Origin of the sequence: Streptomyces pyxinae (assembly GCF_024756275.1) — a bacterium.
Lineage (GTDB): Bacteria > Actinomycetota > Actinomycetes > Streptomycetales > Streptomycetaceae > Streptomyces > Streptomyces pyxinae.
Genome location: NZ_JANUGQ010000016.1, coordinates 82,359 through 108,544 on the forward strand (window position 1 = coordinate 82,359; position 26,186 = coordinate 108,544).

17 protein-coding genes and 1 tRNA gene are annotated in these 26,186 nt (G+C 73.4%); 1 reads left to right on the plus strand and 17 read right to left on the minus strand.

From position 1 onward, the window contains the following. Window positions 1-286: 286 nt before the first annotated feature. From NX801_RS19230 to NX801_RS19240, 3 genes are all read right to left on the minus strand, one after another. Window positions 287-359 (minus strand) — tRNA-His (locus NX801_RS19230). Window positions 360-549: 190 nt separating this feature from the next. Further along, the gene (gene orn / locus NX801_RS19235) at window positions 550-1,170 is read right to left on the minus strand and encodes an oligoribonuclease (RefSeq protein WP_258789010.1); all 621 of its coding nucleotides are present in this window, start codon (window positions 1,168-1,170) and stop codon (window positions 550-552) included. A 90-nt stretch (window positions 1,171-1,260) separates the two neighbouring features. Continuing rightward, window positions 1,261-2,442 (minus strand): helix-turn-helix domain-containing protein, encoded by a 1,182-nt coding sequence (locus tag NX801_RS19240; RefSeq protein WP_258789011.1) that lies wholly within the window; start codon window positions 2,440-2,442, stop codon window positions 1,261-1,263. A gap of 1,284 nt (window positions 2,443-3,726) precedes the next feature. Here NX801_RS19240 and NX801_RS19245 point away from each other — a divergent pair. Beyond that, window positions 3,727-4,248: a universal stress protein gene (locus tag NX801_RS19245; RefSeq protein WP_258789012.1), complete on the plus strand. Its 522-nt coding sequence runs from the start codon at window positions 3,727-3,729 to the stop codon at window positions 4,246-4,248. 401 nt (window positions 4,249-4,649) lie between these two features. Here NX801_RS19245 and glmS read toward each other — a convergent pair whose 3' ends face one another. From glmS to NX801_RS19320, 14 genes are all read right to left on the minus strand, one after another. Further along, a complete protein-coding gene (glmS, locus tag NX801_RS19250; protein ID WP_258789013.1) occupies window positions 4,650-6,467 on the minus strand; it encodes a glutamine--fructose-6-phosphate transaminase (isomerizing) in 1,818 nt (605 codons plus the stop codon). Between the two features lie 160 nt (window positions 6,468-6,627). Next, window positions 6,628-6,903 carry a hypothetical protein gene (locus NX801_RS19255; RefSeq protein ID WP_258789014.1) on the minus strand — a complete coding sequence of 92 codons (276 nt, stop codon included), beginning with the start codon at window positions 6,901-6,903 and terminating at the stop codon, window positions 6,628-6,630. Between the two features lie 164 nt (window positions 6,904-7,067). After that, entirely contained in the window at window positions 7,068-7,985 is a 918-nt protein-coding gene (locus NX801_RS19260; protein ID WP_258789015.1) for a DUF4429 domain-containing protein, read from the minus strand. Between the two features lie 247 nt (window positions 7,986-8,232). Further along, window positions 8,233-10,245 carry an IucA/IucC family protein gene (locus tag NX801_RS19265; protein ID WP_309505859.1) on the minus strand — a complete coding sequence of 671 codons (2,013 nt, stop codon included), beginning with the start codon at window positions 10,243-10,245 and terminating at the stop codon, window positions 8,233-8,235. Next, window positions 10,242-10,922 carry a GNAT family N-acetyltransferase gene (locus tag NX801_RS19270; RefSeq protein WP_309505860.1) on the minus strand — a complete coding sequence of 227 codons (681 nt, stop codon included), beginning with the start codon at window positions 10,920-10,922 and terminating at the stop codon, window positions 10,242-10,244. The genes NX801_RS19265 and NX801_RS19270 overlap by 4 nt, the downstream gene beginning before the upstream one ends. Then, window positions 10,919-12,196: a lysine N(6)-hydroxylase/L-ornithine N(5)-oxygenase family protein gene (locus tag NX801_RS19275; protein ID WP_258789016.1), complete on the minus strand. Its 1,278-nt coding sequence runs from the start codon at window positions 12,194-12,196 to the stop codon at window positions 10,919-10,921. The genes NX801_RS19270 and NX801_RS19275 overlap by 4 nt, the downstream gene beginning before the upstream one ends. Then, window positions 12,180-13,622: a pyridoxal phosphate-dependent decarboxylase family protein gene (locus NX801_RS19280; RefSeq protein ID WP_258789017.1), complete on the minus strand. Its 1,443-nt coding sequence runs from the start codon at window positions 13,620-13,622 to the stop codon at window positions 12,180-12,182. Before NX801_RS19280 ends, NX801_RS19275 begins: the two co-directional genes overlap by 17 nt. Window positions 13,623-14,141: 519 nt before the next feature. After that, entirely contained in the window at window positions 14,142-15,002 is an 861-nt protein-coding gene (locus tag NX801_RS19285; RefSeq protein WP_258789018.1) for a siderophore-interacting protein, read from the minus strand. 5 nt (window positions 15,003-15,007) lie between these two features. Beyond that, entirely contained in the window at window positions 15,008-16,042 is a 1,035-nt protein-coding gene (locus NX801_RS19290; protein ID WP_258789019.1) for an ABC transporter substrate-binding protein, read from the minus strand. 465 nt (window positions 16,043-16,507) lie between these two features. Continuing rightward, on the minus strand, window positions 16,508-17,008 hold the full coding sequence (locus NX801_RS19300) for a peptidase inhibitor family I36 protein (RefSeq protein ID WP_258789020.1): 501 nt from the start codon (window positions 17,006-17,008) through the stop codon (window positions 16,508-16,510). Between the two features lie 374 nt (window positions 17,009-17,382). Next, window positions 17,383-21,693 (minus strand): nSTAND1 domain-containing NTPase, encoded by a 4,311-nt coding sequence (locus NX801_RS19305; RefSeq protein WP_258789021.1) that lies wholly within the window; start codon window positions 21,691-21,693, stop codon window positions 17,383-17,385. Between the two features lie 169 nt (window positions 21,694-21,862). Next, a complete protein-coding gene (locus NX801_RS19310; RefSeq protein WP_258789023.1) occupies window positions 21,863-23,023 on the minus strand; it encodes an acyl-CoA dehydrogenase family protein in 1,161 nt (386 codons plus the stop codon). Window positions 23,024-23,029: 6 nt separating this feature from the next. Continuing rightward, window positions 23,030-24,079: a hydroxymethylglutaryl-CoA lyase gene (locus tag NX801_RS19315; RefSeq protein ID WP_258789025.1), complete on the minus strand. Its 1,050-nt coding sequence runs from the start codon at window positions 24,077-24,079 to the stop codon at window positions 23,030-23,032. Further along, window positions 24,076-26,136 carry an acetyl-CoA carboxylase biotin carboxylase subunit gene (locus NX801_RS19320; RefSeq protein WP_258789083.1) on the minus strand — a complete coding sequence of 687 codons (2,061 nt, stop codon included), beginning with the start codon at window positions 26,134-26,136 and terminating at the stop codon, window positions 24,076-24,078. The genes NX801_RS19315 and NX801_RS19320 overlap by 4 nt, the downstream gene beginning before the upstream one ends. Window positions 26,137-26,186 lie beyond the last annotated feature (50 nt).

The following is a 26,186-nucleotide window of genomic DNA, read 5'->3' on the forward strand; positions in this document are numbered from 1 at the left end:
GCCGCCGCTCTCCGGTCGGGGGCCTGTGGGGCCCGGCGTGATCGAGACCACCCACATCCTTGAGGAGGATCTGCGGGCGCTCACTGGACCGGAGCACCCGGGCGGTCCGGTCCGAGTGACCCGGGGCGGTCCGGGTAGCGAGTCCGTCATGTGCTGGGTGCAGGTCCTGGCCGGTGGCCCGCCCGGCGAGGGGAATCTGGCCGCGGGTTGTTGTGTCCCGGCCGGCCCGGGGAACGAAGAAGCCCCTGATCCGCGTCTCCGCGGATCAGGGGCTTCTCCCTGAGAGGGTGAGTAACGGGACTCGAACCCGCGACATCCTGGACCACAACCAGGTGCTCTACCAGCTGAGCTATACCCACCACGACCGGTCTCTTTCCGACCGGCCGAGAAAAAGTGTACAGGGTCCGGGAGGGTGCTCGCGCCCACCTTTCGCGCCGCCGCTCCGGGGCGCTGTCCGGCCGGTGCCGGAGGACGGGCCCGGCCGCCGCCCGGGCCGCCGGGGGGACGGCGGGCGGGGCGGGGCGGCGGGGGTACGGGCGGGGCGCCGGGTCAGGCGGTGGGGGGCTGCGGGGGAGCGGGGAGGACATGGCGGGCGGCGATGGCCCTGGCCGCGTCCGAGTCCGGGCCCGGCTGCGGCACGAAGACCGCCTCCCGGTAGTAGCGCAGCTCCGCGATGGACTCGCGGATGTCGGCCAGCGCCCGGTGGTTGCCGCTCTTCTCCGGGCTGTTGAAGTACGCCTTCGGGTACCAGCGGCGGGCCAGTTCCTTCACCGAGGAGACGTCCACGATCCGGTAGTGCAGGAACTCCTCGACGCGCGGCATGTCCCGCAGCAGGAAGCCCCGGTCGGTGCCGACCGAGTTTCCGCAGAGCGGCGCCTTGCCCGGCTCCTTCACATGCTCACGCACATAGGCCAGGACCCGCTCCTCGGCGTCGGCCAGCGTGGTGCCGGCGGCCAGCTCGTCCAGCAGGCCGGAGGCGGTGTGCATCTGCCGCACCACGTCCGGCATGGTCTCCAGCGCGGCGTCCGGCGGACGGATCACGATGTCCACGCCCTCGCCCAGCACGTTCAGTTCCGAGTCGGTGACCAGCGCGGCCACCTCGATCAGTGCGTCTTCCGTCAGCGAGAGCCCGGTCATCTCGCAGTCGATCCACACCATACGGTCGTTCATGCGTCCTACCTTAGAGGGCACGTACGAGGAGGGGGCCGCCACACGGCGGCCCCCTCCTCGTACTGATTCCTTGCTTCCGACGGCTCCCGCCTAGTGCACGGTCCGCTGGCCGGGCAGCGCGGGGCGGCCCGGACCGAAGGCGTCCGCGTGCGGCCGGCCCGGGTCGCCGGGTCCCGCCGCGATGCCGGCCGGGGCCGGGCGGCGGACGGCGGGCGACAGCTGGGACGGCACCATCGCCTCCGGCGGCGGAGCGTCACTGCCCGGGCGCCGGGCCCGGTACGCCGCCCGGTACGCGGCGGGCGAGGAACCGAGCTGGCGGCGGAAGTGCCCGCGCAGCGCGACCGGCGAGCGGAAACCGCACCGCCCGGCCACCTCGTCCACCGAGTAGTCGGAGGTCTCCAGCAGCCGCTGGGCCTGGAGCACCCGCTGGGTGATCAGCCACTGGAGCGGAGCGCTGCCGGTGAGCGACCTGAACCGCCGGTCGAAGGTCCGGCGACTCATGTAGGCCCGCGCGGCGAGCGTCTCCACGTCGAACTGCTCGTGGAGGTGCTCCAGTGCCCAGGCGACCACCTCGGCGAGCGGGTCGGCGCCGATCTCCTCGGGCAGCGACCGGTCCAGGTAGCGTTCCTGGCCGCCGCTGCGCCGGGGCGGTACGACCAGCCGTCGGGCGAGTGCCCCGGCGGCCTCGGCACCGTGGTCCGTCCGCACGATGTGCAGACAGAGGTCGATCCCGGCCGCCGTCCCCGCGGAGGTCAGCACGTCGCCGTCGTCCACGAAGAGCTCCCTCGGGTCCACATGGACCGACGGATAGCGCTTGGCGAGCGTCGGGGCGTACATCCAGTGCGTGGTGGCCGGGCGCCCGTCCAGTAAACCGGCGGCGGCGAGTACGAACGCCCCGGTGCACAGTCCGACGATCCGGGCGCCCTCCTCGTGCGCCCGGCGCAGCGCGTCGAGCGCTTCGGCGGGTGGTGGTGAGGTGATCGACCGCCAGGCCGGCACCACGACCGTCCCGGCTCTGCTGATCGCCTCCAGACCGTAGGGGGCGGTGAGTTCCAGCCCCCCGGTGGTACGGAGAGGTCCGTCCTCCCCCGCACAGACCAGCAGCCTGTAGCGGGGCACTCCGGCGTCCTGGCGGTCAATCCCGAACACGGAGAGTGGGATGGAGCTCTCGAAGATGGGGCCGCCGCTGAACAGCAGCACTGCGACGACCTCGCGACGTCGGCGTCCGGACAGTTTCCGTCCGGCCTCCGGTGCGGCGGAGTCCTGGCTCATGACGCTAAGCCCCCCTCGGTTTTCGCGTCTCCTAGGTCCTGTCGCTCCTGCACGTTTCCCCTCGGTTTTGCACGAGTCCCCAGTCTTCGACAGTCATGATCGAATCTACTGCGTCCCGTGGTGCCGGCGTGACATGTCTCGCGACCGGCACTAAGTCGACAAGGCAACTTGGCGCGAAGCATTCGATCACGAAGGGTTTCACCCCGGAGCCGCTCAGGGAAGGGCGCATCTCGCGCATGGCCCATCCGCGTAGGGTGCGCGTGCCGCCTTTGGTCCTTTCTTCCCTGGTGGCAAGGGGGTTGACAGGCCATTTCGGTGCGGAAGCACCCCTCAGGTGAAGTTGGCTGAAAACCAGTGGGTGCGGATGTGCGAACTCATCCCCCGGAGGAGGTATGGGCCGCTCCCGAGCAGCCCCCGGCCCACCTCCGGCGGGGCCGCCGGACACGCCCCGAGCAGCACCGTAGTGGCCCGGGGTGACGACCCGGGCGGACCAGGGCGGTGCCCCGGTGGCGCCCGGGCGGGCCGGGGCGGTCCCCGGGCGGCGCCCCCGGGGCGGCCCGGGCCGCCCCGGCCGGAGGACCTGCCCGGCTCCGGCCGGGCCGGGTGGCCCCTGCGGCTGTCCCGCCCGCCTCCGGGCCGACCCGGACGGTCCGGAGGGTCCGGGAGCACACCGGGGCCGGCCCGGGGGTGCCGGGGCACGGGCCGGTGCCGCCCGGGGGCGCGTTCCGGGGCCCGTCGCCCCTCGAAGGCGCCCCGGCGCCCTCCGGGGGCCCCGGGATGCCTCCGAGCGCCCCTGGCGTCCGCCCCGGCATCCGCCTCCGGCGCACCTTCCGGCAGCTGCCCTCAGGCCCTGAAGCCGTCCCTCCGGATGTCCCGCCCCCGGGCCCCCGGACCTCCCCCGGCTCCCCCGGACGGTTGCTCCGGGCGGCTCCCCGCGGGCGGGGGCCGCCGGGCGCGGTCCCCTCCTGCGGCGGCGCCGGTGACTCCGTGCGACGGGTGGACGGACTCAGGCGCCACGGGAGTACGCGAATTGGCGAGTCGACGCCTGTAAGGGCCACCCGGCATTGCCTTCCGGGTCGGGCTCGTGCATGCTCCCTGGGACGCCGGGTGAGCACCGTGACAGGGCGGTGGACACTGGGCAGCGGGGGAGTGGCGCCGTACCCTTGCGGGTATGGGGTTGGGAAGGTGATTCCCGGACACAGCTCCGCCGTCAACCGTTGTCGCCCTGTCCTTTCTCATCAGGTTTCATCAGGTTTCATCAGGACCTTCTTCGCCGAGACATCGATGGCCGGTCACGAATACTCTGAGCCCGCGAACCGCCGGAAGGTCGCCGATTCGGCGGTCGACCCCTTGGCGGCGAACGAGACGCGCCACGCCTGCGACCCCGCCTTCCAGCACGGCGTCGTCGTCGGCTTCGACGGATCGACCTCCAGCGAGCGTGCCCTCGCCTACGCCATCGGCATGGCCCGCCGCTCCGGCTCCGGTCTGATCATCGTGCATGTGGCCAACCGGCTGCCCACCACCGTCTGGGCCGGCTGCGAGCCGCCCGTCTTCGTGGACGTGCCCGATCACCGCACCGAGGTGCTCGGCCTGGAACTGGCCTGCGCCGACTATCTGGCCGAGGTCCCCTGGATCCTGGTCGAGCGCGGCGGCGACATCTGCCACGAGCTGGAGGAGGTCGGCCGGGAGTACTCGGCGGACGCCATCGTGGTCGGTTCCTCGCACGGACTGGTCGGCCGGGTCTTCGGCTCGGTCGCCGGCCGTCTGGCCCGCCGCGCCCAGCGGCCGGTCGTCGTCATCCCGTAGGGCCCCGCGTTCCGTGAGTCCCCGCGCGTTCCGGTAAGTCCCCGCGTTCCGTAAGTCCCCCCGCGTCCGTACGGCGCCGGTGTTCCGCAGGCTCCTGCGTTCCCGCGACGCCCCGGCCCTCCCGTACGACCTCCGCGTTCCGTGAAGCCCCGGCCCTCCCGACGGCCTCCGCCCTCCGCGAGGCCCCGGCCGTCCCGTACAGCCTCCGCGTTCCCGCGATGCCCCGGCCGTCCCGTAGGGCCCCCGCCCTCCGCGGGGCCCCGGCGTTCCCCCGTACGGCCCCACCCTCCCCACGGCGCCGGCCCCCGGCGCGGGCGGGATGCGCGCGCCGGGGGCCGGGGGGCCGGGGTCCGGGAATCCGGGAGACCCGGGGTGATGCGTACGGGAGGTACGGGGAGTGCCTACTCGACCGTGACGGACTTCGCCAGGTTGCGCGGCTTGTCGATGTCCCGGCCAAGGGCCAGGGCGGTGTGGTAGGCGAGCAGCTGGAGCGGGATGCCCATCAGGATCGGGTCCAGCTCGTCCTCGTTCTTCGGGACGACGATGGTGTGGTCCGCCTTCTCCTGGACCTGGTGGGCCACGGCGACGATCTTGCCGCTGCGGGCCTTGATCTCCTCCAGGGCCGCGCGGTTCTTCTCCAGCAGGTCGTCGTCCGGGACGATCGCGACCGTCGGCATGGCGGGCTCGATCAGTGCCAGCGGGCCGTGCTTGAGCTCGGAGGCCGGGTAGGCCTCGGCGTGGATGTACGAGACCTCCTTGAGCTTCAGGGACGCCTCGCGGGCCACCGGGTAGCCCCGGACGCGGCCGATGAAGAGCATCGACTTGGCATCGGTGAACTGCTCGGCCAGCTTCTTGATCTCGTCCTCGCCGGCCAGGATCTCGCTGATCTGGCCGGGCAGCTTGCGCAGGCCCTCGATGATCCGCTTGCCGTCGGCCACCGACAGGTCCCGGATGCGGCCGAGGTGCAGGGCGAGCAGACCGAAGGCGACCACGGTGTTGGTGAAGCACTTGGTGGAGACGACGCAGACCTCGGGGCCGGCGTGCACGTACACACCGCCGTCCGTCTCACGGGCGATGGCCGAGCCGACCACATTGACCACGCCGAGGACGCGGGCGCCCTTGCGCTTCAGCTCCTGCACGGCGGCGAGCACGTCGTAGGTCTCGCCGGACTGGGAGACGGCGATGTAGAGGGTGTCCGGGTCCACCACCGGGTCGCGGTAGCGGAACTCCGAGGCCGGCTCGGCGTCGGCGGGAATCCGGGCCAGCTCCTCGATCATCTGGGCACCGATCTGCCCGGCGTGGTACGAGGTGCCGCAGCCCAGGATCTTGACCCGGCGGATGCCGCGCGCCGCGCGGGCGTCCAGGTTCAGACCGCCCAGGTGCACGGTGGAGAACCGGTCGTCGATCCGGCCGCGCAGCACTCGGTCGACGGCGTCGACCTGCTCGTAGATCTCCTTGTGCATGTACGTGTCGTGGCCGCCCATGTCGTACGACTCGGCCTCCCACTCGACGGTGGTCGGCGTGGCGGTCGTACGGGAGCCCTCGGTGGTGTACGTACGGAAGTCGTCCGCCTTGAGGGTGGCCATCTCGCCGTCGTCCAGGGTCACCACCTGGCGGGTGTGGGCGACCAGCGCGGCCACGTCGGAGGCGACGAACATCTCCTTCTCGCCGATGCCCAGGACCACCGGGGAGCCGTTGCGGGCCACGACGATCCGGTCGTTGAAGTCGGCGTGCATCACGGCGATGCCGTAGGTGCCCTCGACCAGCTTCAGCGCCTGGCGGACCCGCTCCTCCAGGGTCGGGGCCTCGGAGCGGGCGACCAGGTGGGTGAGGACCTCGGTGTCGGTCTCGGAGAGGAAGACGACACCGTCCGCCTCCAGCTTGGCGCGCAGCTCGGTGGCGTTGTCGATGATGCCGTTGTGCACCACGGCGACCTTGTTGTCGGCCGACATGTGCGGGTGGGCGTTCTCGTCGCTCGGGGCGCCGTGGGTGGCCCAGCGGGTGTGGGCGATGCCGGTGGTGCCGGTGAAGCGCTTGGGGACGCGGGCCTCCAGGTCACGCACCCGGCCCTTGGCCTTGACCATCTTCAGACCGGTGGCCTTCGGGCTGGTGATGACGACGCCGGCGGAGTCGTACCCCCGGTACTCCAGCCGCTGCAGACCCTCCAGCAGCAGCGGAGCGACGTCGCGCTTCCCGATGTAACCGACGATTCCGCACATGTGGTGTTGCCCCTCCGAGTGTTTGCGGGTGTGCCCGGTGCCTCTGCCTCCGCGACGAGCGGCGGGCGGGCGATCCGGCGATTCGGCCGTCCGGTGATCCGGTGACCCGGTGACCCGGTGACCCGGTGACCCGGTGACCCGTGATCCGGCCGGGAGCCGGTCAGCCGTAGACGATGCGGCGCAGTTGCCGGAGCGAGAGCTCCGGTGGCGCCACGGCGCGGTACGGCAGCTCGGCCGCGATGCGCTCGAAGATCGTGGCGTTCACCGCGCCGCCCGCCTGGAGCTCCCGGTGGCGGCGGCGGACGAACTCCTCGGTCGTCTCGTCGAAGTACGCCAGCACGTCCAGCACCACCCGGACGGCCTCACCGCGCGGGAGCGCGGTGCTGCGGACCAGATGGTCGATGAGGTCGTCATGCGACGGGCGGCGTTCGAGCACCCGTAGATACTGGGGTGCGGAAGCGTTTCCGCGCAAGATTCCTGCCCGAATTCGGGCAGGGACTTCATGATCGGAGGCACGGGAGGGTGTGTAAAGCGGGGGCGAAGGGACACGGGGGGCGTACGAGAGCGTGCGGGGGCGGCGTACGAGGCCCCCGGCCCGGCTCAGAGGCGTTTCAGGACGGCCTGCTTGGCCAGGGTGAACTCCTCGTCGGTGAGCACCCCCGAGCGGTGCAGCTCGCCCAGCTCCCGCAGCCGTCGCAGCAGGGCGTCCGGATCGTCGCCGCCCCGGCCGGTGGCGGGTCCCGGCGCCCCCGCGGCCGGTCCGGACGGGAGGGCGGCCGGGCGGGGGGCGTTCGGATGCGGCAGCCGGGCCACCACGGCGGCGGCCACCAGCGCCATCAGCGGGTCCTTGCGGAACCCCCACAGCTCCACGGCGTACGGGTCGTACTTCGCGGGCACCACGGCCGAGGCCCCGCCGGCCGGGCCCCCGCCGGCCGAGGACCCTCCGGTGCGGAAGCGGAGGAACCCGTTCTCCAGCCCGGTCGCCGGGAGCCACTCCACGGCGTCCACCTCGGCCAGGCTCAGCGTCCGCTCGCCGCCGGACGCCTTCGACTCCTCGGTCTTCCAGTTCCAGGAGAGCCGGATCCGCTCGCCGTCGAAGGCGACCGTGCCGTCCCCGGCGCCCACCGTGACCGGCAGCGCGGGGCCCGGCAGCAGATAGCTGTCGGTCGGCCCCTGTTCCACCTCGTCGAGCAGCAGGGCGTTCCGCACCTCGTCCACGAAGTACTCCGCCACCCCGGTCCGGTCCCGGGCGACCGTCAGCCGGTACGGGTCGGACGCCTCCTCCAGCCGGCCGCCGGTGGCCTGGATCAGCGGATCGGCGCCCTCCCGGAGCCGCAGCCGCAGCCGGGCCGCCTTCCGGCCGCTCTCCAGGGAGATCCCGGCCACCGCCCGCAGCGGCACGGCCACCTCCCCGAGCGTCCTGCGCAGCGGCGACACGCTCTTGTCGCCGCCCGGCACGACCCGTATGACGTCGCCGTCGAAGGTCCAGGTCCCGTCCTGCTGGATGATCTCCGCCATGCCGTGATTCTGTCATCGCCGGACGATCGGGGCGGGCCGCGGTGCGACCCCGGGACGGAGAAGGCACCGGCGCGGGGACGGAGAAGGCGCAGGCCCGGGGGACGGCGCCGTCCCGGGGGCGGAGAAGGCACCGGCCGGGGGTCTGTGGGGGACCGTACTCCCCACAGAACCCCGGCCGGTGCCGGGGGCCGGGGCTCTGCGGGGGACCGTACTCCCCGCAGAACCACGGCCGGTTCTGGGGCGCTTCTCAGCGCTTCGCGTACCGCGCGATCGGGTTGGCCAGCGTGCCCGCGAACTGGAGCGCGCCGGACGGGTCGGCCAGGTCGACCATCTGCTGGTTGTTCCGCAGCTGGAGCCGGTTGAGGCAGGACAGCGCGAAGACGTCCGTGAACATGTCGTAGCGGGCGAACTTCTCCGCCAGCTCCGGCACGGACTCCTGGTAGCCGTGGACGCACTCCGCGACCGTGCGCCAGAAGTCGTCCTCCGGGAGCACGCCCTCGCCGTCCAGGATGGCCGCGAGGAAGCGGAAGAAGCAGTCGAAGACATCGGTGAAGACGGACAGCAGCTTGGTGTCCTCCGGCACCTCCACCCGGATCCGCCGCACCTCCGGCGGCAGCACCGCGTCCGGGTCCATCACCGCGATCTCCTCGGCGATGTCCTTGAAGACCGCGCGCTCGACGGCGCCGTCCGCCACCACCAGGATCACGTTCTCGCCGTGCGGCATGAAGACCAGGTCGTACGCGTAGAAGGCGTGCAGCACCGGCACCAGGTAGGCGTCCAGATAGCCGCGCAGCCACGCGGCGGGGGCCAGCCCGGACTCCGCGATCAGCGCACCCGCGAACGAGCCGCCGTCCCGGTCGACATGGAGCAGCGAGGCCATGGTGGCGAGCCGGCGGCCCTCCTCCAGACCGGCCGCGGGGCTCTCCCGCCAGAGCGCGGCGAGCATCTTCCGGTAGGGCGAGTAGCGGTCGGTGGCGGCCTCGTACTCCAGGTGCCGGTAGCCGACGGCCGCGCGCTCCCGGATGATCGAGAAGCGGGCCGCCTTGAACACCCCGTCGTTCCCGATCACTCCGGCCAGCCAGTCGTTGATGGCCGGGGTGGCCTCCATGTACGCCGCCGAAAGCCCGCGCATGAAGCCCATGTTGAGGACCGAGAGCGCCGTCTTGACGTAGTGCTTGGCCGGGTCGGAGGTGTTGAAGAAGGTACGGATCGACTGCTGCGCCAGATAGCGGTCGTCGCCCTCTCCCAAGTACACCAGCCGCCGCTGGGCCACCTCGGCGGCGAAGGAGACGGACAGCTTGTTCCACCACTGCCAGGGGTGCGCCGGGATCAGCAGATAGTCCGCGAAGTCCAGCCCCTGGTCCGCCAGGGTCCCGGCGAAGCCGTCCACGGCGGCGTCGCCCAGCTCGGCGCGGACGAAGCTCTCGTAGTCGATGCCCTCACCGGCGGTGAAGGCGGCCCGGTCGCGGCGGGCGGCCAGCCAGACCAGCCGCACCCCGTGCGCCGCCTCGGGGGCGTACGCGTGGAACTCCCCGATCCCGAAGCCGAGCCGGCCGTTGTTGGCGACGAAGCAGGGGTGGCCCTCGGTCATCCCGGTCTCGACCGTCTGGAAGTCCGCCTTCGCCAGCGCGGCGGCCGGGAGGTGCGGCTTGGCCGCCTTGTACGCCGTACCGGAGAGGGTGGAGGAGATCTCCTCCAGGTAGACCGGCAGGACGGCGTCGCTCAGCCCGAGCGAGCCGCGCAGTTCGATCACGAACTCCAGTGCGTCCAGCGGCAGTTCCTCGCCGTCCCGGAGGCGGGTGACCGACTCCGCCGAGACGTCCCAGTGGTCCAGGGCGTACCGCTCGGCCCGGAACCGGTACTCGGTCCGGCCGTCGTCACCGCGCACCCGGTACGCGCCCTCGTCCCCCACGAGGTGCTCCGGGGTCAGCAGCCGCTCATGGGTGAACTCGGCCAGGGCCTTGCGGATCAGCGCCCGGTTGGCCTCGGCCCAGCGCTCCGGGGTGAGGTGGGCGACCGCGTCGGCCGGTCCGGCGGGGGAGTGGAGGGCCACCGCCGGGCCGGCCGTGGTCGTGGGGGCGTGGGTGGAAGTCACAGGGGTGCTCACGTCGCTCGTCGTGGGGGCGTCGGTCGTCGTGTCGGGGGTCTTTTCGGGGGGCGTGCCGGTGATACCGGTGGTCCCGGGGCTGTCGGTGGTCGTGCCGGCGGTGCCGGTGGTGCCGTCGGTCGCGGCCGTGGCGGTGGCGGCGGTGGTGGTCATACGGCGATCCCGGTGGCGGCGCGGAACTGCTCGCGGGTGCAGAAGCTCAGCAGCGCCTCCTTCTCCGGCTTGACGATCTTCGCCACCGGCTCGAAGCCGACCACCTCGTTGAGCGCGTGCACGGCGGTGTTGCTCGCGTCCGGCTCCACCACCACCCGGCGGACGGCCGGGTCTGTGAACAGCTCCGCCATCACGGCGGTGATCACCGCCCGGGTGAAGCCGTGCACCGGGGTGTCGGTCGGGGGCGTCAGGAAGTGCATCCCGATGTCGCCCGGCTCCGGGTCGTACAGCCCGACCAGCTCCACGTACCGGGGGTCGTAGCGCTCCATCAGGAAGGCGGGCGCGCCGTCGCGCAGCCCGACGAAGGCATCGTGGTGCGGGTGGGCCGCGACGGTCGCGTACTCCCGCTCCACCTCGGCCCGGTCGAGGCCCTGCATCAGCCAGAACGCCGCCTTGGGGTGGGTCACCCAGGAGTGCACCAGCTCGCCGTCGGCCACCGGGTCCAGGGGGCGGAAGCCGAAGGTGCCGAGCGGGGTGGTGAGAGCGGCGGCACCCGGGCCGGCCGTGGTGCCGGTGCCGGTGCCGTGCGCGGCGGCCGTGCTGTCCGGGGTGCCGGTGCCGGTGCCGTTCGCGGGGGCCGTGCCGTCCGTGGCGGGGGTGCCGTTCGGGCCGGTCATACGGTGAACTCCTGGAACGCGATGGACTTCTCGACCGGGTAGTACTCCCGGCCCAGCAGCTCACCGATGATGTACGCGTTGCGGTACGGGCCCATGCCCAGGTCGGGCGAGGTGACCGAGTGGGTGTGCACGCCCGCGTTCTGGAGGAACACCCCGCGCCCGGTGGTGTCGACCGCGTAGTTGCGGGCGATGTCGAAGCGCCCCTGGCGGTCCCAGCGCAGCCGGTCCCGGATCGGCTCCAGGAAGGCCGGGACGGCGTACTTGTAGCCGGTGGCCAGCACCAGGCCCTCGGTGACCAGCTCGTAGTCCTTGCCCTGTTCCTCCTGGCGGAGCCCCAGGGTGTAGCCGCCGTCCTCGTACGAGGCGCTGTTCAGCGAGGAGTTGGTGAGCAGCCGGGTGGGCACCGGGCCCTTGAGGCTCTTCTGGTAGAGCAGGTCGAAGATGGCGTCGATCAGCTCGCTGTCGATGCCCTTGAACAGACCCTTCTGCTCCGTCTCCAGCCGGTAGCGGGTGGCCTCGGGCAGCGCGTGGAAGTAGTCGATGTACTCCGGCGAGGTCATCTCCAGCGTGAGCTTGGTGTACTCCAGCGGGAAGAAGCGCGGGGAGCGGGTGACCCAGTTGAGCCGGTAGCCGTGGACGTCGATCTCGGAGAGCAGGTCGTAGTAGATCTCGGCGGCGCTCTGGCCGCTGCCCACCAGGGTGATCGACTTCTTCTTCTGGAGCTCCTCCTTGGCCGGGAGGTAGCGGGAGTTGTGGATGGCGTCCCCGCCGAGCCCCTGGCAGGCCTCCGGAATGTACGGCGGGGTGCCGGTGCCCAGCACCAGCCGGCGGGCGCGGAAGCTCTCGCCGGCGGCGGTGCGGACGACGTACACGCCCTCGCTCGCGCCGTCCCGCGCCTCCTCGTACTCCACCGAGGTCACCGTGGTGGAGAAGCGCACACTGCTCAGCTTGGCGGCGGCCCAGCGGCAGTAGTCGTTGTACTCGGTGCGCAGCGGATAGAAGTTCTCGCGGATGTAGAACGAGTAGAGCCGGCCGCTCTCCTTCAGGTAGTTGAGGAAGGAGTACGGCGAGGTCGGGTCGGCCAGGGTGACCAGGTCCGAGAGGAACGGCGTCTGGAGGTGCGCGCCCTCCAGGAACATCCCGGAGTGCCATTCGAAGTCCGGCTTGGACTCCAGGAACAGTCCGTTCAGTTCGTCGATGGGCTCGGTGAGGCAGGCGAGACCGAGGTTGAACGGGCCCAGGCCGATGCCGAGGAAATCAAGAGGCGTGGACAAGGGTCTCTCCCAGGTACTGCTCGGCGTGGCCGGCGATCAGATCGAGGACGGCGGCCATGTCGGCCACGGTGGTCTCGGGGTTGAGCAGGGTGAACTTGAGGTACTGGCGGCTGCCGACCTTGGTGCCGGCGACGACCGCCTCACCGGAGGCGAACAGCGCCTTGCGGGCATAGAGGTTGGCCCGGTCGATGGCGGCGGGCGAGGTGACCGAGGCCGGTATGTAGCGGAAGACCAGGGTGGAGAGGGTGGGTTCCACCACCACGTCGTACCGGGGGTCGGCGGCGATCAGCTTCCAGCCCTCGGCGGCCAGGTCGCACACCTCGTCGAACAGCTCCCCGACACCCTGGGCGCCCATCACCCGCAGGGTCATCCACAGCTTGAGGGCGTCGAACCTGCGGGTGGTCTGGAGCGACTTGTCGACCTGGTTGGGTATCCGCTCCTCCACCGTGCGGCGCGGGTTGAGGTAGTCCGCGTGGTAGGTGGCATGGCGCAGCGTGGCCCCGTCACGGACCAGCAGTGCGGAGGAACTGACCGGCTGGAAGAAGGACTTGTGGTAGTCGACCGTCACCGAGTCGGCGCGCTCGATGCCGTCGAGCAGGTGCCGGCGGGTGGGGGAGGCGAGCAGTCCGCAGCCGTAGGCGGCGTCCACATGGAACCAGGCACCGTGCCGGGCGGCCAGCTCCGCGATCTGCGGCAGCGGGTCGATGGAGCCGAAGTCGGTGGTGCCGGCGGTGGCGACGACCGCCATCGGGACCAGACCCTGGGCGGCGCAGCGCTCCAGCTCGGCGGCGAGGATCACGGTCTGCATCCGCTTGTCGCGGTCGCTGGGGATGGCGACGACCGCGTCGGCTCCCAGCCCGAGGAGTTTGGCGGACTTCTGGACGCTGAAGTGGCTGCACTCCGAGGAGAAGATCCGCAGTTTCGCCAGGTCGGCCGTCTTGGCCTCCTCGCGGGCGAGCAGCAGGGCCTGGAGGTTGGACTGGCTGCCGCCGCTGGTGAAGACGCCGTCGGCGCTCTCGCCGAAGCCGATCCGGCCGTTGGTCCAGTCGATCAGGCGCCGCTCGATCAGCGTGCCGCCGGCGCTCTGGTCCCAGGTGTCCAGGGACGAGTTGACGGCGGAGAGCACCGCCTCGCCGACCACGGCCGGGATGACGACCGGGCAGTTGAGGTGGGCCAGATAGCGCGGGTGGTGGAAGTACACGGCGTCGTCGAGGTAGAGGCCCTCCAGCTCGTCCAGCGCGGCGGAGGCGTCGCCGAGCGGCTGGTCGAGGTCGACGGCGGCGACGGCGGGGGCCAGGTCGTCGGGGGTGACGCCGGTGAACGGCCGGGTGGTGGTGGACAGTCTCCTGGCCACTCGCTCGACGCCATCGTTGACGGACCGTCGGTACTGCTCCGCTGTCGCGTCATTGAGCAGGTGCGAGCGCATGCGGGGGTCCTCCCGGGGACGGGGACGAGATCGGCCCTCAGGATCTGAAGGCGTGGGGGCGCGGGGGCCGAAGTGGAAGTGAGGTTAGCCTAACCTAACTGCTTTCGCAAAGATCCCTCCCCTGGCCGTGTGTCGCTTGTGTCCCGTACGACCCTTGTGTTCCGACCAGTTAGGCGGGGGTGCGCGGAAGGGCGCGCCCGGGCGCTCGGGCCATGGGGTGGGGGCGGCCCCCGGCCGTTCCGGGGCCGCCCGGAACGGGGCCCGCGCGGCGGGGCTCCGGAGCCCTGGCCGTCGCATCCGGCGGGGCCCCGGAGCCCGGCTCCGTACGAAGGCCCCGCGGGAGGCCCGTACGAACGCCCGTGGGGCGGGGGAAGGTCCCGTGCGAAATCCCGTACGAAGCCCGTACGAAGTCGTCGTGCGGAAGGGGTCGTACGGAAAAGGTTGTGCGGAAGGGGCCGCGCGGAAGAGGGCGCACGAAGGGTCGGCGCGAGGCGCCGGGTGCCGGGTGCCGGACCGGTCCTACGCGGCGTCGCCCTCCGGCACCTCGCGCAGGGCGTCCTCGCTCACGCCCCGGCACCAGTAGCCCACGAAGGTCACCCGGCGGCGGTCGAAGCCGCGCTCGTCGACCAGGTGCCGGCGGAGCGCCTTGACCGAGCCCGACTCGCCCGCGATCCAGGCGTACGGGGCCGAGCCCGTCAGTTCGGCCGCCCGGACCGCGTCCACGGCGGCCGGGGCGCCCTCCTCGCGTACCAGCCAGGTGATCGTGGCGTCGGCCCCGGTGGCCGGCTCCAGCCGGTCGGCGGCGTACGGCACCTCCAGCCACACCCGGGCGCGGGTACCGGGCGGCAGCCACTCCAGGATCGCGGCGGCGGCCGGCAGCGCGGTCTCGTCGCCCCAGATCAGGATCTCGTCCGCGTCGGCCGGCGGCCGGAAGCGCACCGAGGTGTTCTCCGCGACGGCCGGGCCGAGGACGACCACCCGGTCACCCGCCGAGGCCCGCTCCGCCCAGCGGCAGGCGGGCCCGCCGTCGGCGTGCAGCGCGAAGTCGATGTCCAGCTCACCGGGGTCGTCCGGGGCGTCCGGCCGCCGGCGCTGTTCCCGCACGGTGTACGAGCGCATCACGGCCCGTTCGTCCTCGGGCAGGGCCCGCCAGGCGCCCAGGGTGCCGTACATGTCCGTCTCGCCCAGCGGCGGCAGCACCGGCTCGGACTGGCCGGGGCGCGGCAGGAACAGCGACAGGCTCTGGTCCCGGCCGCCGGCGTGACAACGGGCCAGGTCCGGGCCGGTGAAGGTGACCCGGACCAGCGACGGACCGAGCCGCCGCGTCCGGGTCACCTCCAGGCGGAAGAAGTCGAACGGGGCGGTCTCGGCGGTCGTCATACGGCTCAGGCCACCTTCTTCGCGTTCTCGATCGCCTTGGCGAGGTCCTCCAGGATCGGCGCGCACTTGGCGTACGAGTAGATCGGCTCGGTGACGCGCGGAATGACCTGCCCGGCCTTGACGGCGGGGAGCTGGGCCCAGGTCGGCTTGGAGGTCAGCGCGGAGGGCTGGAGCGCCGAGGAGCGGTTGTCCATCATGATGATGTCCGCCTTGTACTTGCCGGCGTTCTCCCAGCTGAGGTTCTCGAAGAAGCCCTGGGCGTCCGCCTTGGGCTGGACGAACTTCACGCCCAGCTCCTCGAAGTAGGCCGTGTCGGCGGACATCTTGGGCACCGAGACATAGAACAGGTCGGCGCTGGCGGAGCCGATCAGGACCGTGATCCCCGGCTTCGACTTGGCGGCGGCGCGCAGCCGGGCGGCGGCCTTCTCGAACCGTGCCTTGGCGTCGACCGTCTTCTTGTCCTTGAGGTCGGCGCCGAGCGACTCGGCCAGTTCGGCGCGGCGCTGGAGGACCTTGGGCATGGAGACCGTGGCGGCCCAGAGGGCGACGGTGTTCTTGGCCAGCTTGGTGATCTTGTCCTTGGACTGGTCCGGCACGTACCAGAGGGCGTCCTTCTGCCACATGTCGGTGACCAGCAGGTCCGGGCTCAGCTTGGCGTACTTCTCCAGGTTGAACTCGCCCCAGACATTGCCGATGATCTCGACCTTGCTGATGTCCAGGTCGCCGGCCTGGACGTCCGGCTTGCCGTCTTTGGTTTTGGTCGGCCCGAAAACGCCCTTGACCTCGACGCCGTAGTCGTACAGCGCGGCGGCGGTGCCGGTGAAGGCCACGATGTTCTTCGGCGTGCCGCTCGCCTTCGACTCGGTGCCCCGGTCGTCCTTGAAGGACCACGGGCCGGACGTGCCGCTCTCGGCGGAGCCGCCGGACTTCTTGTCCTTGTCGCCGCCGCAGGCGACGAGCGCGGCGCCGAGCCCGAGGGCGCCGCCCGCGGCGAGCAGGCCGCGGCGGGAGAAGGAGGTGGCTCGGGCGGTGCTGGGCATAAGCGGGTCGCTTTCGTACGAGCCGGTTTTCGGCCAGGGAACACGTTTCGGGGGGCAGGTTAGCCTAACCTTACGTGGCGGTGGCATGGGGCCCGAGGGGCGGGTGAGCCCGGGCCGCGCGGCCGCCGACCGCGACGCGGATGCGCCTACCTGGCCCGGCGCCCGGCCAAGCCTGGCCCGGCGTCCGGCGGGGACCTGGTCCGGCACCCGGCGAAACCTGGCCCGGATCGCGTCCGGCAGGGCCCGGTCCGGCGCCGGGCCGCGCCCGGTCCCCGCCGCGTCTCCGCGCGGTGCTCGTCGTCAGGGCCCCCGAACGACCGGCTGCCCGGCCCCGCGTGGGGACCGGGCAGACGATGTCGCGCGGTGGACGCGTGGCGTCCGTGGTGTCATGCGGTGGGCGGGCGGCGTCCGGTGTCACGCGGTGGACGCGTGGCGCCGGTGGGAAGGGGCCGGCTCAGACCGGACTCAGCACGGCTTGACGCCGTCCACCCCGCCCGGCGAGTTGTAGAAGATCGCCGGCGCCTCCGCCTTGGCCTCCTTGGCGCGGGACTGCCCGATGGGCTGCCAGTTGGCGCCGTCCCAGTTGTAGAAGACGGCGGTCACCCGGCCGGTCTGGTTGTTGTTGTAGGAGCGGGTCTTGTCGCTGCCCCACTCCTTGCCGACGTTGTGGATCACGCCGCAGCGGTAGGCCGAGTAAATCGAGCCGCTGTAGTTGAAGCCGTCGTACAGACAGAGGTAGCCCTCGTGGCAGGCGGCGGCGGACACCCGCTCCAGCGACGGCCCCGGCGCGGGGCGCGCGGCCGGGGCGCTCGCCGCCGGGGTGGCCAGGGAGAGCGTCCCGGCCAGGGCCGCCGCGGTGGCGCCCAGGACGGCGAACCGTCGCGCTCCCTTGTGCTTGAGGCGTCCGGCCCGGTTCCGGGCGTCCTCGGTGCTCTTCTCGTAGGTCTCTCGGTCGGGTGCCGACATGGTGACTCCTCGGTCGTCTCGGTCTGTCTGTCTGCCTGTGTGTGCACGGGCCTCTGCCTGCGCATGGGCCGGGCGGGGTGCGCGGCCCAGCCGGGTTCGCCCGGCGGACACCAGACTTGACGCCGTCCGAGTTGTCCGGAAGGGGGAGCGGCCGGACCCGGACAATCGGACAACGGCGGTTGTCCGGGCGGGCCGGCGGCCGGGCCCGTACGACCCTTCCGACCAGCGGTTTCACCAGCACCGAACGGCCTGCCGGACACCGGCCGCCGCCGGCCGACACCGCCCGGCCGTCACCCGGTCACCCGGTCGGCCGCCGCCGGATCAGCCGTTACCCGGTCGGCCGCCCACCCGGCGCGGCCGTCACCAGGACGGCGTCAGCCGTCCGCCGGGCAGGGCGGGTGGTAGTCGACGGCGGGGAAGTGGCGGTGCCACTCGGTGGGGGTGATCCGGGGGCGGGCCCCGGCGCAGATCCGGGCCGCCGCCGCCCCGGGGCGGGTGGGCCAGAGCCGCGCCGTCCGGTCCTCGCCCGAGCTCAGCAGGGTCCCGCCGTCCGGGGTGAACGCGACGGCGTACACCTGGCCGGTGTGGCCGGTGAGCACGGCCTCGGCGCTCGGGTGACGCGGGTCGGTGGTGTTCCACAGCCGTACGGTGCCGTCCTGGCCGGCGGTGGCGAGCAACCGGCCGTCGGGGGCGAACGCCACGCCCTGGACGCCCCCGATGTGCCCGGTCAGCGTGGCCAGCACGCGCGGCCGGTCCGGATCGCGTACGTCCCAGAGCCGTACGGTGCCGTCGAGCCCGGTCGTGGCCAGGGTGCGGCCGTCCGGACCGAACGCCACCGCCTGCACGCTGTCGCTGTGGCCGCCCACCATCCCCAGCCGCCGGGGCTCCGCGTGCGCGCGGACCTCCCAGAGGTGGACCCCGTCGACGATGGCGACGGCCAGTACGCCGCCGCGCGGGCTGAACGCCATCGCGAGGGAGCCGGCGTCCTCCTCCAGCACCCCCGCCGCCCGTGGCCGGGCGGGATCGTGGACGTCCCACAGCCGCACCCGGGAAGCACCGCCCCCGGCCGCCGCGAGCAGGCTTCCGTCCGGGTGCATCGCGACCGTGCGCACATCCGCGCCGGTCCGTACGGTCGCCACCCGGGCGGGCCGGCCCGGCGCGGTGACGTCCCACAGCCCGAGGGTGGTGTCGATGCCGCCGGTCACCAGGGTCCGGCCGTCCCGGCTGAACGCGACGGCCTTCACCTGGCCGGTGTGCCCGGCCGGCGCCGCCAGCGGCACGGGCCGCCGGGCCGGGCCCCGGATGTCCCACAGCCCTGCGGCGCGGTCCTCGCTGCCGACGACGGCGAGCCGGCCGTCGGGGCTGACGGCCGCCGCCGTCAGCGCCGTCCCGTGGCCGCCCAGCACCGCGCCCGGCACCTCGGTCAGGGCGGCGGTGTGGTCCGCGCTCGCCGAGGCCAGGGTGCGGCCGTCCGGCGAGAAGGTGAGGGACCAGATGAGGTTGGTGTGCACGGCGAGCTGCCCGAGGGGCCGCGGGCGGCGGCGCTCGGACAGATCCCACAGCCGTACGGCGAAGTCGTAGCCGCCCGTCGCCATGGTCCGGCCGTCGGGGCTGAAGGCCACGGCGGTGAGCGGCGCGGCGTGCCCGTCCAGCGCGGCCAGCGCGACCGGGGCGGCCGGCCGGGAGACGTCCCACAGCCGTACGAGATGGTCCGCGCCGGCCGCCGCGAGCGTACGGCCGTCGGGGCTGAAGGCGACCCCGGACACCTCGCCCGCCCGGGCCGGCAGCACGGCCGCCCGGCGTGGACGACCGGGGACCGACACGTCCCAGAGCGCCCCGCCGCCGTCGTCCGAACCGGTGGCGAGCGTCCGGCCGTCCGGGGCGAAGGCCAGCGCCTCGACGGTCGCCGTGTGCCCCGTCAGCCGCGCCAGCCGGCGGGGCGAGCGCGGCCGGGAGATGTCCCACAGACCCACGGTGCCGTCGGCGCTCGCCGTGGCGAGGACGCGGGCGTCCGGGCTCAGCACCGCCCGGAACACCGCCTCGCGGTGCGCCGGGAACCCGATCAGCAGCCGGGGCACGACCCCGCTCCCGGTGTCCCAGATCCGCACCGAGCCGTCGTACGCCCCGCTCACCAGGAGGGTTCCGTCGTCGCTGTAGTCCAGCCACTCGACGTCCTCCGGCTGGTCCCCGGGGACGACCGCGATCACCCTGGGGTGATGGGGCCGGCGGACGTCCCAGACGCGGATCCTGCGGTCGTCGCCTCCGGTGGCCATCCGGGTGCCGTCACGGGTGAAGGCCACGGTGTTCACCTCGTACCGCAGCCGGGTGGACATCGGCACGGCGAAACTGCTCAGCAGCGCGCCCCGGGCGGCGAGCGTCGGGGAGAGACGGTACGCGGCCAGGCCGAGCTGGGCCGCGAGCGCCGGATCGGCCCGGCGCAGATCGGTGGCTTCCTCGGCGACCTTCTCCGACAGGGCCGTGTCCCGCTGCCGGCCGGCGGACCGCTGGACCTGTACGGCGGCCACGGCCGCGACGAGCGCGAGCACCAGCAGGACCGCCATGCCGCCGGTGACCTGGCGCGAGCGGCGCACCCGCCGGCGGCCGGCGGCGGTGCCGGCGGCGAGAAAGGCCCGCTCCAGGTCGTTCATGGTGTGGCCGTGGCGGACCGCCCAGCTCTCCGCGGCGGCGAGCCGGGCACCCCGGTAGACCAGCTCCCGGTCGCGGCCGAACTCGTCCCAGGTGACGGCCGCTTCGGTCAGCCGGCGGTGCGTGAGCAGGGCCTCGCGGTCGTCGGTGAGCCAGCCGCGCAGCCGGGGCCACGCCTCGATCACCGCCTCGTGGGACACCTCCACACTGTCCGCGCCCTGCTCGCCCAGGGTGACCAGCCGGGCGGCGGACAGCGTGTCGAGCAGCCGGTCCACGGTTCCGGCGTCCGCGAGGCCGGTCAGCTCGGCCCGGGAGACCCGGCGCCGGGTGTCGGCGGTGCCCTCGCCGAGCGCGGTCAGCCGCAGGAAGAGGGCGCGTGTCATCTCCCGTTCGGGCTCGCCCACCGAGGCGTACACCGCCTCGGCCGTCTGTGCCACCGCGCCGAACAGCCCCCCGCTGGCCCGGTAGTCGGCCATCCGCAGCGCCGTCCCGCCACCGCGCAGCCAGGTCCCGCGCAGGACGTGGGAGAGCAGCGGCAGCGCGCCGGGCCGGCCGTCGGCCGCCGCGAGCAGAGTCGCGGTCAGCTCCGGATCGACCGCCGTGCCCAGCCGTACGGCGGGACCGGCGACGATCTCGCGCAGCTCGGCGTCGGACGGCGGGCCGATCGGCAGCTGCCGGCTGGCCCGCAGGACGGCCGCGAGCCGGGGGTGCGCGCAGCAGTGGGCGTAGAAGTCGGCGCGCACGGCCAGCAGGACGTGCGTCCCCTCGTCCCGGGCCTCGCCCAGTGCGGCCACCGCGGCGATGAAGGCGTTCCGCTCGGCCTCGTCCGGGCAGAGCGTGAACACCTCCTCGAACTGGTCGACGGCCAGCAGCAGGCCGCTGTCGGGTGCGCCGTCGCCGGTCCGCCGGCCGGCCCGCCCCCCGGCCAGCGCGGCCCGGAGGGCGTCCGGATCGGCGCGCAGCCGGGAGGCCAGCGCCCGGGCCGCCGCCTCGTCGCCGGCGATGTCCGGCGAGGCCGGCCCGGGTGGTGTGAACGGCACGGGTGGTGAGGTCGGCGCGGATGGCGAGAACGGCACGGGTGGTGCCGGTAGCCCCCGTTCGCCGTGGCCGGAGGGCCCGTGTTCCGTGGACGCGTGCTCACTGTGGCCGGAGGGCCCGTGTTCCGTGGACGCGTGCTCGCCGTGGTCGCCCGGAGCGCCCCCGGCCGTTCCCCGATCGCCGTGGTCGCCCGGCCCGCCCCCGACTGTTCCCCGGTCGCCGTGGACGCCCGGCCCGTGTTCCGTGGACGCGTGCCCGCCGTGGCCGGACGGCCCGTTCGCCGCAGACCCGCGCTCGTCGTGGTCGCCGGGCCTGTTCCCCGGGAACGCGCGCTCGTCGTGGCCGCCCGGCACGCTCCCCGCCGGTCCGGTGGAGGTCTCGCGGGCCAACCGGATCACGGTCCGGGCCAGTTCGCTCAGCGGCCGGGCCCCCGGGGTGAGCCGGCAGAGCCGGCGGCGCGGGCGCAGGGCCGGCAGTACCCCGGCGTGGACCAGGGAGGACTTGCCGCTGCCGGAGGCCCCGAAGACGGCGGTCAGCGAGGTGGCGCCGGGCTCCTCGATCGCCCGGACGATCTGCTTGACCAGGTCCCCGCGCCCGAAGAAGAACGCCGCGTCCCGTTCGGTGTAGGCGGCAAGGCCCGGGTAGGGGCAGGGCGGTCGAGCGGCGGGGCTCCCCTCCCGGGGCACGCCGGGCAGGTCCTGGCGGAGCACCTCCGCGGCCGCCCGCCACCGCGCCTCCCAGGCGTCGGTGTCACCGCCGCACGCCTGTACGTAGGCGAGCGTCACCTCCAGCGTCGGCAGCCGGTCGCCCTTGGCCGCGTCGGCCAGGGTGCTCGCCGAGTAGTGCGCCTTCTTCGCCAGCGCCCGGTAGCCGGGCGAGCCCGCGCGGGTCCGTAATTCCCGCAGCTCCGAGGCGAGTTCCGCGACCGGCCCGGAGGCGGGGTCGATCGGCCGCTGCGGCCGGCCCACCCGTGGGGGCGGCCTCTCCTGTGATCCGTGCACGAGCTTCCCCTGCCAGAGCCGCACCGTCGTCGATCTCCGGCAACCTACCCGGGGCCCGGGCGGCTGACGACTGCGCGGGGGGCCGGGCCGCCGCCACGGGGGAGCCCACGCGGCCGGCCCCGGCCCCCCCCGGCCTCGGCTCCCCCGGCCGAGACCCCCGGCCGAGACCTCAGGCGGAGAGGCCCAGTTCGCGGGCGATCAGCATGCGCTGGACCTCGCTGGTGCCCTCGCCGATCTCCAGGATCTTGGAGTCCCGCCACATCCGGGCCACCGGGTACTCGTTCATGAAGCCGTAGCCGCCGTGGATCTGGGTGGCCTCGCGGGCGTTGTCCACGGCGACCGTGGAGGAGTACAGCTTGGCGAGCGCCGCCTCCTTCTTGAACGGCTCGCCCCGCACCAGCCGGGAGGCCGCGTCCCGCCAGCCGATCCGGGCCATGTGGGCGCGCATCTCCATGTCCGCGATCTTGAACTGGATGGCCTGGTTGTCCCCGATCGGCCGCCCGAAGGCCCGCCGCTCCTTGGCATACCTGACCGACTCGTCCACGCACCCCTGGGCCAGCCCGGTGGCGAGCGCCGAGATGGCCACCCGGCCCTCGTCCAGGATCCGGAGGAACTGGGCGTACCCCCGGCCCTCCTCGCCCAGCAGATTGGCGAGCGGCACCCGGACGCCGTCGAAGGACAGCTCCCGGGTGTCCGAGGCGTTCCAGCCGACCTTGGAGTAGGGCGCCGCGACCGTGAAGCCGGGGGTCCCGGAGGGCACGATGATCGAGGAGATCAGCGGCCGGCCGTCCTCCTTGCGGCCGGTGACGGCGGTGACCGTGACCAGACCGGTGATGTCCGTACCGGAGTTGGTGATGAAGCACTTGGAGCCGTTGATCACCCAGGAGTCGCCGTCCCGGACGGCGGTGGTGCGGGTGCCGCCCGCGTCCGAGCCGCACTCGGGCTCGGTCAGTCCGAAGGCGCCCAGCAGTTCGCCCGCGCAGAGCCGGGGCAGCCACTCGCGCTTCTGCTCCTCGGTGCCGAACCGGTACACCGGCATGGCGCCGAGCGAGACACCCGCCTCCAGGGTGATGGCCACCGAGGAGTCCACCCGGGCCAGTTCCTCCAGGGCGATGCCCAGGGCCAGGTAGTCGCCGCCCATGCCGCCGTACTCCTCCGGGAACGGCAGCCCGAACAGGCCCATCCGGCCCATCTCGCGGACGATCTCGTACGGGAACTCATGGCTCTCGTAGAAGTCGCCGATCTTGGGCGCGACGACATCGTGGGCGAACTCCTCGACCGTGCGGCGGAGTTCCTCGTGCTCCGGCGAAAGCCGGTGGTCCAGGGACATGGTCGGTCACTCCTCGGAGGTCGCGGCGGAGCCGGCGGAATCAGGGGAATCAAGAGGATCGGGGGAGCCGGAGGCGCCGGGCAGGCCCGGGGCCTGTTCCGCGCCGGGGGCGGCCGGGGCCAGGGCGCGGACGGTGCGGGAGGGGCTGGGCCGGCCGAGCCGGCCGGCGAGCCAGAGGCTGGTGGCGGTGAGCCGGCCGAGGTCCACCCCGGTCTCGATGCCGAGTCCGTGCAGCATCCACACCAGGTCCTCGGTGGCGAGATTGCCGGTGGCGGACTTGGCGTACGGGCAGCCGCCCAGACCGCCCGCCGAGGCGTCCACCACGGTCACTCCGTGCTGGAGCGCGGCGAGCGTGTTGGAGAGCGCCTGGCCGTAGGTGTCGTGGAAGTGGACGGCGAGGGCGCCGGTGGGTATGCCCGCCTCGTTGCAGGCGGTCAGCAGCCGCCGGACATGGCCGGGGGTGGCCACGCCGATGGTGTCGCCCAGGCTGAGTTCGTCGCAGCCGAGGTCCATCAGCCGGCGGCCCACCCGGACCACCTGTTCGACCGGTACGGGGCCCTCCCAGGGGTCGCCGAAGCACATGGAGAGGTAGCCGCGCACCCGCAGCCCGTGCTCCACGGCCCGGGTGACGACCGGGGCGAACATGGCGAGCGCCTCGTCCACCGTGCGGTTGAGGTTGGCCTTGGCGAAGGACTCGGTGGCGCTGGCGAAGACGGCCGTCTCCCGGGCCCCCAGCGCCAGCGCCCGGTCGAGCCCGCGCTCATTGGGCACCAGCACCGGCAGCCGTACCCCCGCCAGCCCCCGGACCAGCGGGAACAGTGCTTCCGCGTCGGCCAGTTGGGGGACCCACTTGGGGTGGACGAAGCTGGTCGCCTCGATGGTGGAGAGACCGGCGGCGGCGAGGCGCTCGATGAACTCGGCCTTCACCTCGGTCGGTACGGTGCCCTGCTCGTTCTGGAGGCCGTCACGCGGCCCCACCTCATGGATGCGCACCCGGGCGGGCAGGGCCGGGTCGCGCACGGTCATCGGCAGTCCGGCGCCGGTGTCGATGGTCATCGCGCGTCCTCCAGCCGTACGGGGCCCGCGTCCGCGGAACCGGCTTCCGTGGAACTGGCTTCCGTGGGACCGCCGGAGTCCTGGTCCTTCGCGGGGCCGGTGGACTCACCGGCCCCCTGGGCGGCTTCCTCCGCCGGGACGACCACGGCCAGCACCTGGTCCATGGCGACGGTGGTGCCGGGGGTGACCTCCAGCTCGGTGACCGTGCCGGCGTGCGGGGCGGAGATGACGTGCTCCATCTTCATCGCCTCCACCACCAGCAGGCTCTGCCCGGCCGCCACCTCGTCGCCCACCGCGACCTTCACCACCGTCACCGTGCCCGGCATGGGCGCGGCCAGGGTGTCGGCGCCGGACCGGGCGGCGCCGGAGAGCGAGGCGGCCACCGGGTCGTGGTCCCGGACGTGCCAGCTGTCGCCGTCCCGGCCCAGCCAGTCGCCCGCCCGGTGGAAGGTGTGGGTCACCCCATCGACGGTGACGGTCACCGAGCCCCCGGCCACCCGGGCGCCGGCCGGGGCCGTGCGGGCGACCGGCTCCCGGCCGGGCACCCGCAGCCAGTGGACCGGGGGCACGGCGGGGCCGCCCAGCCGCCAGCCGCCGGGCACCGAGAACGGGTCGGTCCAGCCGCCGGCGTCCGGCACCGGGGCCAGCGCGGCCTCCCGGACGGCCGCGGCGGCGGCGTACACCTCCTCCGGCACCCCGTCCGGCACCAGCGCGTCGGCCTCCCGCTCCACCAGACCGGTGTCGAGGTCGCCCGACACCACCTCCGGGTGGGCCAGCAGCCGCCGCAGGAAACCCGCGTTGGTCGGTACGCCGAGGGTGACCGTCCCGGCGAGCGCGGCCCGCAGCCGGCGCAGCGCGGCCGGGCGGTCGGGGCCGTACGCGATCACCTTGGCGAGCATCGGGTCGTACAGGCTGGAGACCTCGGTGCCGGTGCTCAGTCCGGAGTCGGTGCGCACCCCGTCGCCGGCCGGCTCGCGGAGCGCCAGCACCGCGCCACCGGAGGGCAGGAAGCCGCGCGCGGGTTCCTCGGCGCAGATCCGGGCCTCCACCGCGTGTCCGGTGAGGGTGATGTCGTCCTGGCCGAACGGCAGCGGCTCCCCGGCGGCCACCCGCAGCTGCCACTCCACCAGGTCGAGCCCGGTGATCAGCTCGGTGACCGGGTGCTCCACCTGGAGACGGGTGTTCATCTCCATGAAGTAGTACGCGGCAGGATCGCCGCCCGGCACGATGAACTCGACCGTGCCCGCGCCCCGGTAGCCGCAGGAGCGGGCCGCCTGGACGGCCGCCTCGCCCATCGCCGCCCGGGTCGCCTCGTCCAGCAGGACGGACGGGGCCTCCTCGATGATCTTCTGGTGGCGGCGCTGGAGCGAGCACTCCCGCTCGCCCAGGTGCACGACATTGCCGTGGCCGTCGGCCAGCACCTGGATCTCGATGTGCCGGGGGCGGTCGATCCACCGCTCCACCAGCAGTGTGTCGTCCCCGAAGGAGGCACGGGCCTCCCGCCGGGCGGCGGCGATCTCGTCCGCCAGCGCCGCTTCCGACCGGACCAGCCGCATGCCCTTGCCGCCGCCGCCCGCCGAGGGCTTCAGCAGCACCGGCATGCCGATCTCCCGGGCGGCGGCGGCCAGTTCGGCGTCGCTCAGCCCGCTGCCCGAGGAGCCGGGCACCACCGGGACGCCGGCCGCCCGGACCGTCTCCTTGGCCCGGATCTTGTCGCCCATCAGGGCGATGGCGGAGGCGGGCGGCCCGACGAAGACCAGCCCGGCGGCCTCGCACGCCTCCGCGAAGGCGGCGTTCTCCGCGAGGAAGCCGTAGCCGGGGTGCACCGCTCGGGCGCCGGTCCGCCCGGCCGCCGCCAGCAGCCGGTCGGTGCGCAGATAGCTCTCGGTGGCGGCGGGCGGCCCGATCCGGACGGCGGTGTCCGCCTCCCGCACATGCCGGGCGTCGGCGTCCGCGTCGCTGAAGACGGCGACCGAACGCACCCCGAGGGCGCGGAGCGTACGGATCACCCGCACCGCGATCTCGCCCCGGTTGGCGACCAGCACCGTGTCGAACATGGCGGGCGTCGCGGACGCCGTACTCGTCGCAAGCATCGTCAGGGTGTCCC